Origin of the sequence: Pseudomonas sp. Irchel s3h17 (genome assembly GCF_900187505.1) — a bacterium.
Lineage (GTDB): Bacteria > Pseudomonadota > Gammaproteobacteria > Pseudomonadales > Pseudomonadaceae > Aquipseudomonas.
Window position 1 is genome coordinate 181,353 of record NZ_FYDL01000008.1, and the last position, 12,683, is coordinate 194,035.

The 12,683-nt window shown below is 61.4% G+C and carries 11 protein-coding genes; 7 read left to right on the forward strand and 4 right to left on the reverse strand.

Features of this window, described 5'->3' with window-relative positions; genetic code table 11:
- The first annotated feature begins 32 nt into the window (after nt 1-32).
- The 5 genes from CKW25_RS13610 (at nt 33) to CKW25_RS13630 (ending at nt 5,617) form a co-directional block, all read left to right on the forward strand.
- A complete protein-coding gene (locus CKW25_RS13610) occupies nt 33-674 on the forward strand; it encodes a tetratricopeptide repeat protein (protein ID WP_095079954.1) in 642 nt (213 codons plus the stop codon).
- Nucleotides 667-1,818: an outer membrane protein assembly factor BamB gene (gene bamB / locus CKW25_RS13615; protein WP_095079956.1), complete on the forward strand. Its 1,152-nt coding sequence runs from the start codon at nt 667-669 to the stop codon at nt 1,816-1,818. The genes CKW25_RS13610 and bamB overlap by 8 nt, the downstream gene beginning before the upstream one ends.
- 183 nt (nt 1,819-2,001) lie before the next feature.
- Nucleotides 2,002-3,465 (forward strand): ribosome biogenesis GTPase Der, encoded by a 1,464-nt coding sequence (gene der, locus CKW25_RS13620; RefSeq protein ID WP_095079957.1) that lies wholly within the window; start codon nt 2,002-2,004, stop codon nt 3,463-3,465.
- Nucleotides 3,466-3,689: 224 nt separating this feature from the next.
- Nucleotides 3,690-4,838, forward strand: coding sequence for a pyridoxal phosphate-dependent aminotransferase (locus CKW25_RS13625; protein ID WP_095079959.1), 1,149 nt, complete (start codon nt 3,690-3,692; stop codon nt 4,836-4,838).
- On the forward strand, nt 4,826-5,617 hold the full coding sequence (locus tag CKW25_RS13630; RefSeq protein ID WP_095080058.1) for an amidohydrolase: 792 nt from the start codon (nt 4,826-4,828) through the stop codon (nt 5,615-5,617). The genes CKW25_RS13625 and CKW25_RS13630 overlap by 13 nt, the downstream gene beginning before the upstream one ends.
- A gap of 246 nt (nt 5,618-5,863) precedes the next feature.
- Here the strand turns inward: CKW25_RS13630 and leuA are convergent, their stop codons facing one another.
- From leuA to CKW25_RS13655, 4 genes are all read right to left on the reverse strand, one after another.
- Nucleotides 5,864-7,543: a 2-isopropylmalate synthase gene (gene leuA, locus CKW25_RS13635; protein ID WP_095079960.1), complete on the reverse strand. Its 1,680-nt coding sequence runs from the start codon at nt 7,541-7,543 to the stop codon at nt 5,864-5,866.
- Between the two features lie 332 nt (nt 7,544-7,875).
- A complete protein-coding gene (locus CKW25_RS13645) occupies nt 7,876-8,697 on the reverse strand; it encodes a M23 family metallopeptidase (RefSeq protein WP_095079962.1) in 822 nt (273 codons plus the stop codon).
- 3 nt (nt 8,698-8,700) lie between these two features.
- Nucleotides 8,701-10,080 carry an exodeoxyribonuclease VII large subunit gene (gene xseA / locus CKW25_RS13650; protein WP_095079963.1) on the reverse strand — a complete coding sequence of 460 codons (1,380 nt, stop codon included), beginning with the start codon at nt 10,078-10,080 and terminating at the stop codon, nt 8,701-8,703.
- Between the two features lie 83 nt (nt 10,081-10,163).
- Nucleotides 10,164-11,069, reverse strand: coding sequence for a LysR family transcriptional regulator (locus tag CKW25_RS13655; protein ID WP_095079965.1), 906 nt, complete (start codon nt 11,067-11,069; stop codon nt 10,164-10,166).
- Between the two features lie 102 nt (nt 11,070-11,171).
- Here CKW25_RS13655 and CKW25_RS13660 point away from each other — a divergent pair, with 102 nt between their 5' ends.
- Both CKW25_RS13660 and CKW25_RS13665 read left to right on the forward strand, forming a co-directional pair.
- The gene (locus tag CKW25_RS13660; protein WP_095079966.1) at nt 11,172-11,939 is read left to right on the forward strand and encodes a sulfite exporter TauE/SafE family protein; all 768 of its coding nucleotides are present in this window, start codon (nt 11,172-11,174) and stop codon (nt 11,937-11,939) included.
- A gap of 89 nt (nt 11,940-12,028) precedes the next feature.
- Nucleotides 12,029-12,577, forward strand: a complete 549-nt coding sequence (locus CKW25_RS13665; protein ID WP_095079968.1) for a sugar ABC transporter ATPase — start codon at nt 12,029-12,031, stop codon at nt 12,575-12,577.
- Nucleotides 12,578-12,683: the final 106 nt, after the last annotated feature.

The window sequence follows — 12,683 nt, forward strand, 5'->3', positions numbered from 1 at the left end:
ATCAGCCGATTTAGCGAATAAGGAGTATTGGGGTGTCGAGTACCGAAGATGAACAGCTGGCGGATTTGAAGGACTGGTGGACGCGCAACGGTAAGCCCCTGGTCACTGGCGGCCTGTTGGCGCTGGTCATCGTGTTCGGCTGGCAGGCGTTCCAGAAGTATCAGGGCAACCAGTCGCAAGGCGCCTCGATGCTCTATCAGCAATTGCTGGAAACCACGCTGACCCCGGACGGCAAGCCTGACATGGCCCGTGTGGCGGACCTGTCGAACAAGCTCAACAGCGAGTTCGGCGGCACTGCCTACGCGCAATACGGCAGCCTGTTCGTGGCGAAAGTCGCGGTCGACAGCGGCAAGCTCGATGACGCCGCCCGCGAACTCAAGGCCGTTGCCGACAAACCGGCCAACGCCGCCCTGGGTGAAGTGGCGCGTCAGCGTCTGGCTCAGGTGCTGGCGGGGCAGAACAAGGTCGATGAGGCCCTGAAACTGCTTGAAGGCGATGCGGACAAGGCATTCCTGGCCACTCGTGAAGAACTCAAGGGTGACCTGCTGGTCCAGTTGGGCCGTACCGACGAAGCCCACGCGGCGTATCAGAAAGCCAAGGCGGCGCTGTCGGATGAAGCGGCGGTAGGCGGCCTGCAAATCAAACTGGACGACCTGGCCAAAGGGGATGCGTGACGTGATTCGTTGGAAACATGCAGCATTGCTGGCTCTGGCCGTTCTGGCCGCGGGTTGCAGCAGCAACAGCAAAAAAGAACTGCCACCGGCGGAGCTGGTCGACTTCAAGGAAGAAGTGGTCCTGCAAAAGCAGTGGAGCCGTTCGATCGGTGACGGTCAGGGCGAAACCTACAACATGCTGGTGCCGGCGATCGACGGCGACACCATCTATGCCGGCGATGTCAGCGGCGTGGTCGTGGCGATGGATCGCGGCAACGGTGACGTCAAGTGGAAAAAGGATCTTGAACTGCCTGTTTCCGGCGCCGTTGGCGTGGGTTACGGCCTGGTGATGATCGGCACCCTCAAGGGCGAAGTGGTTGCTTTGGACGCCATCAACGGCGAAGAAAAGTGGCGCGCTCGCGTGACCAGCGAAGTGCTGGCGCCGCCTGCGAACAACGGTGACGTGGTGGTGGTGCAAACCCAGGACGATCGCCTGATCGGCCTGGACGCGGCCACTGGCAACCAGCGCTGGTTGTATGACAGCACCCCGGCCGTACTGACCCTGCGTGGCACCAGTGCGCCGATCGTGACCAATCGCCTGGCGCTGGCCGGTCTGTCGACCGGCAAAGTCGTGGCGCTGAATATCTCCAACGGCGTGCCGGTGTGGGAAACTCGCGTTGCGATCCCGCAAGGCCGTTCGGAACTCGATCGCGTGGTCGATATCGACGGTGGCCTGCTGTTGTCTGGCGGTACCCTGTACGTCGCCAGCTATCAGGGTCGCGTTGCGGCACTGGACCTGGAGAGCGGTCGTCAACTCTGGCAGCGTGATGCTTCCAGCTATGCCGGTGTCGCCCAGGGTTTCGGCAACGTCTATGTGAGCCTGTCTTCGGGCACGGTTGAAGGCGTCGACGAACGTTCCACCACGGCATTGTGGAGCAACGATTCGCTGGCCCGTCGTCAATTGTCGGCTCCGGAAGTGTTCTCCAGCTACGTTGCAGTCGGTGACCTGGAAGGTTACCTGCACCTGCTGAGTCAGGTGGACGGTCGTTTCGTCGGCCGTGAACGCATCGACAGCGATGGCCTTCGTGCCCGTCCGCTGGTGGTGGGTGACACGATTTATGTGTATGGCAACAGCGGCAAACTGGAAGCCCTGACCATCAAGTAAGGACTATGCTGGACCTATAGGTAGGAGCGAGCTTGCTCGCGATGGACGTCAACGATAACGCGTATAGTCCGGATAAACGCGGTGTGGTGACGTTCTTCGCGAGCAAGCTCGCTCCTACACGAGCACCAGCCGCTGCCTCGCAGCGGCTTTTGTATTTTCTGAAATAACGAAGTGGAGAGCCGCATGGTTCCCGTAATCGCCCTGGTGGGCCGACCGAACGTCGGTAAATCCACCATGTTCAACCGCCTGACCAAAAGCCGCGACGCTATTGTTGGCGACCTTTCCGGTCTGACCCGTGATCGCCAATACGGTGAGGCAAAGTGGCAAGGGCGCTCCTACATCCTGGTCGACACCGGTGGTATTTCCGGTGATGAACACGGCATGGACGAAAAGATGGCCGAGCAGTCGCTGCTGGCTATCGAAGAAGCCGATGTCGTTCTGTTCCTGGTAGACGCCAAGGCTGGCTTCACCGCCGCCGACCAGATGATTGCCGAGCACTTGCGCAAGCGCAACAAACGCTCCCTGTTGGTGGCCAACAAGATCGACAACATCGATCCTGAAATGGCCCGCGCTGAATTCGCTCCGTTGGGCATGGGCCACGCCATTGGTGTTGCCGGTGCGCAAGGTCGCGGTGTGAACACACTGCTGGAAGCCGCCCTGAGCGAATTCCCGCGTGACACCGAAGAAGAGGACCTGAACGCCGACGTCGCCGAAGGCGAAGAAGCGGTGCGGATTCCTGGCCCGAGCGAAAAAGATGGCATTAAGATCGCCATCATCGGTCGTCCGAACGTCGGCAAGTCGACCCTGGTCAACCGTATGCTCGGTGAAGACCGGGTGATCGTCTATGACGAGCCCGGCACCACCCGCGACAGCATCTACATCCCGTTCGAGCGTAACGATGAGAAGTACACGCTGATCGACACCGCGGGTGTGCGCAAGCGCGGCAAGATCAACGAGGAAGTTGAAAAGTTCTCGGTGGTCAAGACCCTGCAAGCGATCAAAGACGCCAACGTGGTGATCTTTGTGATGGACGCCCGTGAGGGCGTGGTGGACCACGACCTGAACTTGCTGGGCTTTGCCCTGGAAGCCGGTCGTGCCATCGTCATCGCCCTGAACAAGTGGGATGGCATGACGCCGTCGGAACGTGACTTCGTGAAGATCGAGCTGGAGCGTCGGCTGTTCTTCGTCGACTTCGCCGACATCCACTTCATCTCGGCACTGCACGGCACTGGCGTGGGCAACCTGTACCAGTCGGTACAGAACTCGTTCAAGTCGGCGATCACTCGCTGGCCGACCAACCGCCTGACCCAGATCCTCGAAGACGCCGTTGGCGAGCACGCGCCACCGATGGTCAACAACCGCCGGATCAAGCTGCGTTACGCTCACTTGGGCGGTGCCAACCCGCCGTTGATCGTGATCCACGGTAACCAGGTCGAGAAGGTTCCGAACTCTTACGTCCGTTACCTGGAAAACACCTACCGTCGTGTCTTGAAGCTGGTCGGTACGCCGATCCGCATCGAGTTCAAAGGTGGTGAGAACCCGTACGAAGCGAAAAAGAACACGCTCACCGACCGTCAGGTCAACAAGAAGCGTCGGATGATGACTCACCACAAGAAAGCTGAAAAGAAGCGCCGCGATAAGCGTTGATTGACGGCTTGCCTGGCTTCTGTGGGAGCGGGCTTGCCCGCGATGAACGATAACGCGGTGTACCTGTTACACCGCAGCGTGGCCATCGCGGGCAAGCCTCGCTCCCACTGGATCGGGTTCAAGAAAGGGCGCTTTATGCGCCCTTTTTTTATGGGCGTCGGATGGGCTATCCTCGGGCTCTCCCGCGCCGACGTCAGAGCCGGGTGTTCAGCAGGGAACCACCGATGATCACCAGCAAGCTGCCGAATGTCGGCATCACCATCTTCACCCAAATGTCTCAGCTCGCGGCGCAGACCGGTGCGCTGAACCTGTCCCAGGGATTCCCCGATTTCGATGGTCCGCAGGCCCTGCGCGATGCAGTGGGGCGGCATATTGCCAATGGCCACAACCAGTATTCACCCATGACCGGCCTGCCGGTGCTGCGCGAGCAAGTGGCCGCGAAGATTGCCCGCAGCTACGGTGCCAGGGTCGATGCCGACACCGAGGTGACCATCACGCCCGGTGCCACCCAGGCGATCTTCTGCGCCATTCAGGCGGTTATCCACAGCGGCGACGAAGTGATCGTCTTCGACCCGGCCTACGACAGCTATGAGCCTTCGGTGGAGCTGGCGGGCGGGCGTTGTGTGCATGTGCAGCTGGGGGTGAAGGACTTTGCCATCGACTTCCAGAAGCTGCGTGAAGCGCTGAGCCCGCGTACACGCATGATCATCCTCAATTCGCCGCATAACCCCAGCGGTGCACTGATCTCCCGTGCCGAGCTGGATCAACTGGCCGAGCTGATCCGCGACCGCGACATCTATGTGATCAGCGACGAGGTGTACGAACACCTGGTATTCGATGGCGTGCCCCATGTCAGTGTCCTGGCCCACGAAGAGCTGTATCAACGCGCCTTTGTGGTCAGCTCGTTCGGCAAGACCTATCACGTCACCGGCTGGAAGACCGGTTATGTGGTCGCGCCACCGGCATTGACCGCGGAACTGCGCAAGGTGCACCAGTACGTCAGTTTCTGCGGTGTCACCCCGTTGCAGTACGCCTTGGCCGACTACATGGCCGAGCACCCGGAGCATGTCGAGGAGTTGCCGGCGTTCTATCAGGCCAAGCGCGATCTGTTCTGCGATTTGCTCCTGCCTTCGCGTTTCAGTTTTACCAAGGTCGCCGGTACCTATTTCCAGCTGGTCGACTATTCCGCGATTCGCCCGGACCTGAACGACGTCGACATGGCGATGTGGATGACCCGCGAGCACGGTGTGGCGGCAATCCCGGTGTCGGTGTTCTACCAGAGCCCGCCGCAGGAACAGCGTCTGGTGCGCCTGTGTTTTGCCAAGCGAGAGGAGACCCTGCGTGAGGCAGCGGAAAAACTATGCGTGATCTGAGTACCTTGCCCAATCTCAATGTTGCGTTGATCCAGACCACCCTGGCCTGGCATGACCGCCAGGCCAACCTCGAGCATTTCGAACCGTTGCTGGAGCAGGCACGCGGTGCGGACCTGATCATCCTGCCGGAGATGTTCACCACCGGTTTCTCCATGGCGTCAGAGACCCTCGCCGAAGCGGAAAACGGCCCGACCAGTAAATGGTTGCGGGCTCAGGCGGCGAAGCTGGGCGCGGTGATCACCGGCAGTGTGATTGTCCAGGCCGCCGATGGCAGTCATCGCAACCGGCTATTGTGGGCGCGACCCGATGGCGAGGTCTGGCACTACGACAAGCGCCATCTGTTCCGCATGGCGGGCGAACACCACCATTTCACTCCGGGCGAGCGTCAGGTGCAGTTCGAACTCAAGGGCTGGCGGGTGCGTCCACTGATTTGCTACGACCTGCGCTTCCCGGTCTGGAGCCGTGACCCACACGACACCGACCTGTTGCTGTACACCGCCAACTGGCCAGGAGCCCGGCGTCAGCACTGGAACCGATTGTTGCCGGCGCGGGCGATCGAGAACCTGTGCTACGTGGCAGCGGTGAACCGTGTTGGCACCGATGGCAAGGGTTTTGCCTATACCGGCGACAGCCAGGTACTGGATTACCAGGGCGAGACGCTGCTCAGCGCCGGCGAGGCCGACGGGGTGTTCAAGGTGGTGCTGGATGCCGCCGAGCTAGCCGCTTACCGCACACGGTTCCCGGCTGATCTGGACGCCGATACCTTCGAGTTCCTGTAGTACCCCATGTGGCGAGGGAGCTTGCTCCCGCTGACCTGCGAAGCAGGTCCAAGGCAGCCGATGAGTTCGTTCTGACGGAATGTGCTGATGGTTCTGGGGGGGGGGGCTTCGCGCCCCAGCGGGAGCAAGCTCCCTCGCCACGGCAAGCGCCTTGCCACAACAGCTTCCTTGTCTCAATTGGACACTCCAGCAACGAAAAAGGCCCCGAGGTTCTCACCCCGGGGCCTTTTGCCTATCCGCTACAGGTTACGCCGCCTTGGCCTGTGGCTGGCTCAGGGAGCGGTTCAGGGCACTGAACAGGGCCTTGAAGCTGGCGGTGGTGATGTTTTCATCAATACCCACGCCATGCACCGCGCGTTCGCCATTCACACGCAGTTCGATGTAGGCCGCTGCCTTGGCATTGGTGCCCGCGCCGATGGCGTGTTCGTTGTAGTCCATGATCTCCACCGGGATCGGCAAGCCGGCCACGAGGGCTTCCAGGGCACCGTTGCCCTTGCCACGCCAGTGCAGGTTGGTTTCGCCCTGGCCTTTGCTGGAGACTTCCACTTCGACTGAGCTATGGCCGTTCTCTTCCTGCAGGCGATGGCTGACCAGTGCGTACGGGGTGTTGGCCTGCAAGTACTCGCTGTGCAGCAAGGCGTGGATCTGCTGGGCCGTCATTTCGAGGCCCAGGCGATCGGTTTCGCGCTGGACCACCTGGCTGAACTCGATCTGCATGCGGCGTGGCAAGTTGATGCCGTATTCCTGTTCCAGCAGGTAGGCGATACCGCCTTTGCCGGACTGGCTGTTGACGCGAATCACGGCCTCGTAGCTGCGGCCGATGTCGGCCGGGTCGATCGGCAAGTAAGGCACTTCCCACAGGGCGTCCGGTTGCTGCTGGGCGAAGCCCTTGCGGATAGCGTCCTGGTGCGAGCCAGAGAATGCGGTGTGGACCAGGTCGCCGACGTACGGGTGACGTGGGTGAACCGCAATCTGGTTGCACTCCTCGACGACCTTGCGCACGCCGTCGATGTCGGAGAAGTCCAGCTCAGGGTTGACGCCCTGGGTGTAGAGGTTCAAGGCCACGGTGACCAGGTCGACGTTGCCGGTGCGCTCGCCGTTGCCGAACAGGCAGCCTTCGACGCGGTCGGCGCCAGCCATCAGGCCCAGTTCGGTGGCCGCAACGCCAGTGCCACGGTCGTTGTGGGTGTGCAGGCTGATGATTACGCTGTCACGACGGTTGATGTGACGGCCGAACCACTCGATCTGGTCGGCGTAGATATTCGGTGTGGCGCACTCAACGGTGGCGGGCAGGTTGAGGATCATCTTGTGATCGGGGGTCGGGTTCCAGACCTCGATCACCGCGTCGCAGACTTCCTTGGCGAAGTCGAGCTCGGTGGCGCTGAAGGTCTCCGGCGAGTACTCGAACGTCCATTCGGTTTCCGGCTGCTGGGCGGCATATTTGACGAACAGCTTGGCCGCGCTGACCGCGATTTCCTTGACGCCGTCCTTGTCCTGGTTGAAGACAATCCGGCGGAAGGAAGGGGAGGTCGCGTTATACAGGTGAACGATGGCCTTTTTTGCCCCGCGAAGGGATTCGAAGGTACGCGCAATCAAGTCTTCACGGCCTTGGGTGAGCACCTGGATGGTGGTGTCGTCCGGGATGTGGCCGTCTTCGATCAGGGTTCGCACGAAGTCGAAGTCGGTTTGCGAAGCCGCCGGGAAGGAGGCTTCGATTTCCTTGACGCCCACCGACACCAGGGTTTTCCAGAAGCGCAGCTTCTTCACTGCGTCCATTGGCTCAATCAGCGACTGGTTGCCGTCGCGCAAGTCGGAACTGCACCAGATCGGCGCGGCAGTGATGGTCTTCGACGGCCAGGTGCGATCCGCGATATCGATGGTCGGGAACGCGCGGTATTTGGAAGACGGGTCTTTGAGCATGCTCATCTGGGAAGTCCTTATTCTGTTGGCCGAAAAGTGGCGGCCTGCCGGTGGATCAAAAAATACGTGGGATAAAACCGGGGGCGAGGCACTGCGATTCAGCCCGGCAGTCGTGCGCTGACGAGGCACAGGCTGCGGTGCTGGCGAAGCTGAATGAGGGTGTGAGAGGTTTTCATGCTTTCAACCCTAACCGCGGTGAAGAAGGATGGCAAGTGGTCGAAAAACTTTGAGAGGAATACTCGAAAAGTCGTTTTTGGCGAGATTTTATTCGTGGATTATCTGGAAATGTTGCTGGGTATTGCGCAGACCGTTGGTCATGCGCAATACCTGTGGGCAGGTTATGGCTGGAACACGCCAATGAAAATCGCCGGGTCCACGCGGGCATCGTTCAGGCTGACGTTCCAGTGCATGTGCGGTCCGGTGGCGCGGCCGGTGGCGCCGACCTTACCGACGACACCGCCGCGGGCCAGTTGCTGGCCGACCTTCACGTCGATTTTCGACATGTGGCAGAACATGCTGATAAAGCCCTGGCCGTGGTCGACGAATACCGTGTTGCCGTTGAAGAAGTAGTTGCCGATCAGGATCACCTTGCCGCCAGCAGGGGTCTTGATCGGCGTGCCGGCCGGCACCGCGAAGTCGAGCCCGGCGTGGGGGTTGCGCTCTTCGCCATTGAAGAAACGGCGCACGCCGAACTTGCTCGACAGCGGCCCGTTGACCGGTTTGTCCAGCAGCAGGTTGCTCGGAATGTTCGGGCTGAAGGTGCGGTAGGCGCTGAGCTGCTCGGCCAGTTCACCCTCGATGCGCTTGAGATTGGCCGGGTTCGGGTTGACCTGCTGCGTGTTCTTCAGGGTGATGCGTTGCTCCGGGTATTGCTTGGTACCGACGGTGAAGCTCAGGTTACGACCACCGCTGCTGATTTGCTGGGTGCCGGGTTTGACCGTCAGGGGCACGCCGACAATCGCCAGCCAGTTGTTCTGCTCCTTGACCACCAGCACCGGTTTGCCCTGGTAACTGGCCTTTGGCGCCTGGGCCGAGGAGCCCAGGTCGAGCACCGCAACGCCTCCGGGAACCGGCTTGTTCAGCAGGCGGGTGATGTAGCTGTCGGCGTGAACGTTGAAGGTCAGGCACAGCAGAAAGAGAACACTGAAAAAACGCGGCATGGATCAATCCAGTAGAGAAAGGGTGACAGGCGTCAGGTGGTTATCTTCGACCCGGACCTGCAGTTCGCCTTCGCCCAGCCTGGCTTTCAGGCGTTGGCCGTTCTGGGTTTGCGCAGCGTTGCGGATCGCGTTACCACGCTCATCCAGCAAGATGGCGTAACCACGGCCCAGGGTGGCGAGCGGGCTGACCACGTGCAGGGTTTGCATCTGGGTTTGCAGGTTCATACGCCGCGCCTTGAGGCCTTCGCGCATCGCACGCGGCAGGCGTTCGGCGAGGCTGTCCAGGCGCTGGCGCAGCAGCGCCAGTTGCCGCCCCGGGTGCTGCCCGGCGAGGCGGGTTTCCAGGCGGATCAGGCGTTCGCGGCGAGCCGTGAGGTTGCGCTCGAAGGCGCGGCGCAGGCGCATGTCCAGATCGTCCAGGCGCTGTGCCTGCTGACGCAGGCGTTCGCCGGGATGGCGCAAGCGCCGGGTCATGCCTTCCAGGCGCAAGCGGTCACGCATCAGGCGGTCGCGCATGCGCATCACCAGTCGGCGGTGCAGGCTTTCGACACGGTGCAGCAGGTCGCTGGAGTCCGGTGCCAGCAGTTCGGCGGCGGCCGACGGCGTGGGGGCGCGGACATCGGCGACGAAATCGCAGATCGACACATCGGTTTCATGGCCGACCGCACTGACGATCGGCGTGACGCAGGCGTCCACCGCACGGGCCACGGCTTCTTCGTTGAAGCACCAGAGGTCTTCCAGCGAGCCACCGCCACGGGCCAGGATCAAGGCATCGAAGCCTCGGGCGTCGGCCAGTTTCAGGGCACGGACAATTTGCCCGGTGGCTTCACGGCCCTGCACGGCGGTAGGGATCAGGGTCAATGCCACGTGCGGCGCGCGGCGGCGGAACACGCTGATGATGTCGCGGATCACCGCGCCGGTCGGCGAGCTGATGATACCAATGCGTTGCGGATGCGCCGGCAGCGCGACCTTGCGTTCGGCGCTGAACAGGCCTTCGGCGCTGAGCTTCTCCTTCAGCGCATCGAAGGCCAGGCGCAGCGCACCGTCACCGGCCGGCTCCACGGTGTCGAGAATCAGCTGGTAGTCGCCACGGCCTTCGAACAGCGAGACCTTGCCCCGGACCTTGACCGCCAGGCCATCCTTCAGCGCCTGGCGCACCCGTGCCGCGTTCTGCCGGAACAGCGCGCAACGCACCTGGGCGCCACTGTCCTTGAGGGTGAAATACACATGGCCGGACGCCGGACGGGCGAGGTTGGAGATTTCGCCTTCGACCCAGATGTTGCTGAACACGTCTTCGAGCAACACCCGCGCGCGGCCGTTGAGTTGGCTGACGGTCAGGACTTCACGGTCCAGGCCGAGTCTTGCGAAGGGATCTTTAATCATGGGGCGCAGTTTAAAGGCATTCGGCGATCAATCTCCATGAGTCAGCGCAAATCCCTTGTGGGCGTGGGGTGGGCGCTGCTCCCTCAGAAAGGTGCGCAAGACTGGGTGAAGTGTTGCGTGAACTGCTGGACCAGCGCCGTGGGCTTTTGCGCAAAGGCGAGGGCGACGGTGCTCTGGCAATCCGGATCCGCCAGGGGCAGGAAATGGATGTTGGCTGGCGCGATGTCGCGCATCGATTCCGGCAGCAGGGCAATCCCGAAACCGGCCTGAATCAGCTGCAACTGGGTTGTTTTGCGCGACACCACGCGGGCCGCCCTGGGGAAAAAGCCCTGGCGCATGCACAGCTCGGCGGATAAATAGCTGAGCCCGCCGCGCTGCGGATGGGGGATCGAGATAAAGGCTTCATCCTTCAATTGCGCCAGGTCGATGGCCTGTTCGGGGTGATGGGTCGCCAGTGGATGAGTGGGAGGGACGGCGAGCAGTAACCGTTCGCTGAACAGCGGGACAATACTCACCCCTTCGCGCTGGCGCAGCACTGGCAGGCGTAGCAGTCCGACGTCCAGGCGGCCTTCGGCCAGCGCTTCGAGCTGTGCTTCGGAGGACAGCTTGACGATCTCCATGGAGACGCCGGGGCAATGATCCAGATAACCACTGATTGCATTGAGCAACCGGCCGCTCAAGGGAACGGTGCTGGAGTGGCTCAGGCGCAAGGTGCCCAATTGGCCGGTGCCCACCTGGGTTGCCATGTCGCTGGCTTTGCCCAGTTCGATCAGCAGGTTCCTGGCCCGAGGGTAAAAGGCTTCGCCGGCGGCAGTCAGCCTTGGCTGGCGAGCAGTGCGTTCGAACAGCGGGGTGTTGAGTCGGCTCTCCATCTCCTTGATCTGCCGGCTCAGGGCCGACTGGGCCACGAACAATCGTTCGGCGGCAGCACTGAAGCTGCCGGTTTCTGCAATTTCGACGAAGTAGCGCAGTTGGCGGATGGAGAGCACGAGTCATGCCTTTTCGAGATGGGTGGGCGGCGCTGAAGATATTAGTCGCAAGGCTCGTCGCTGGCTAAAGTCATTTCACCTTGGATTCAGGACGTTTAACCAATGAGTGTTATCGAGTTGTTGCAGCAATGGCCGTTTGGCTCCGTGGATTGGCTGGTGATCGGCGCGGGGATTGTCCTGGCCTATATCGTGTTTGGCATTGCCGGTTTTGGCACGGCACTGGTGGCCGGCCCGGTGCTGATTCTGTTCATGCCGTTGTCGAAGATTGTGCCGCTGCTGGTGCTGCTGGATTTCGTCGCCGCGTTCGGCAATCTGCTGCCCTCGCGCCGGGACGTGGCCAGGCCCGAACTGCTGCGCCTGCTGCCGTGCATGGCGCTGGGTTGCACGCTGGGGGTGATCTTCCTGTTGAACCTCAAGTCCGACCTGTTGCTGTTAATGATGGGGCTGTTCATCAGCGTCTATGCGGTCTATAGCCTGTGGGTGAAGGCTCGGCCTGCCCGGTTGTCCGCCGTCTGGGCAATGCCCATGGGCACGGTCGGCGGGATGTTTGGCGCGCTGTTCGGCAGCGGAGGCTTTTTGTATGCCATCTACCTGAACAGTCGCTTGTCCAAGGACGAAGCCCGGGCCACGCAAAGTGCGCTGATCAGTTGCAGCACGGTGGTGCGCTTGAGCTTGTTCGTGATCGCCGGTGTGTATGCCGAGCTACCCTTGTTGATGTTGGCGCTGTGTTTGTTGCCGGCCATGGTGTTGGGGCTGTGGATAGGTCGACGGCTGACCATGAGATTGTCCCGGGAAGCCTTTGTGCGGCTGGTCACCTGGCTGGTGCTGGCCAGCGGGATTGCGTTGATCGGGCGGTACCTGAGTACTTGACCTGAGCGGGGCAGGGATTATGCTGCCGGCCGTCCTGGCGTCAGGTCGAATACCGCAGCACATCCTTATCAGAAGTCGCAGGCCGCCTCATGAATTCCCAAAGCATCATCGTCCCGAAAATCTCCACCCTGCCAGTGCATGAGGCCCGGGCGCGGGCGATTGTGCGGTGGCTGGTGCGCAAGAACATCATTGAAGAGACGCTCACCACCTGCGGCCGTACCGGCAATCGCATGGCCCATGCCATCGCGCCCGGCGCGCGGGCCGTGGTGCTGCATCCCGAAGCGCTGCCGTTCGGCGATCCCGTCAACGGCCTGGAAATCATCACCAAGCGCTGCATCTATACCCCGGCCAAGGGTTTTCTCGAGGAAGCCGGTTGTGCCGAATGCCGCAAGGAGATCGGCGAAGCACTGTTCGAAAGCCTTGAAGACTGGATGCCGGGCCGCACCGATAACTTCATCTGCCCCGAATGTGGGCATGAAGATGACATCAATGGCTTCCTGTTCCTGCAGGAGTGCGGGTTTTCCAACCTGGGCTTTATCTTCAATAACTGGGCCGAGGCCGGGTTCAAGCAGGGTTTTATCGATGAGTTTGCCGAGTGGCTGGATTTGCCGGTGAGTTGGGTAAAAGTCGAACTTTGAATCCCCGCGGGCGCCGCGTTCGGCCGCGCCGACAATCAACGAAATCCCCGTACATCAGCAATGCGAATAATAGACAGACTTTTACCTTTCACCGACGGGGGTGTCT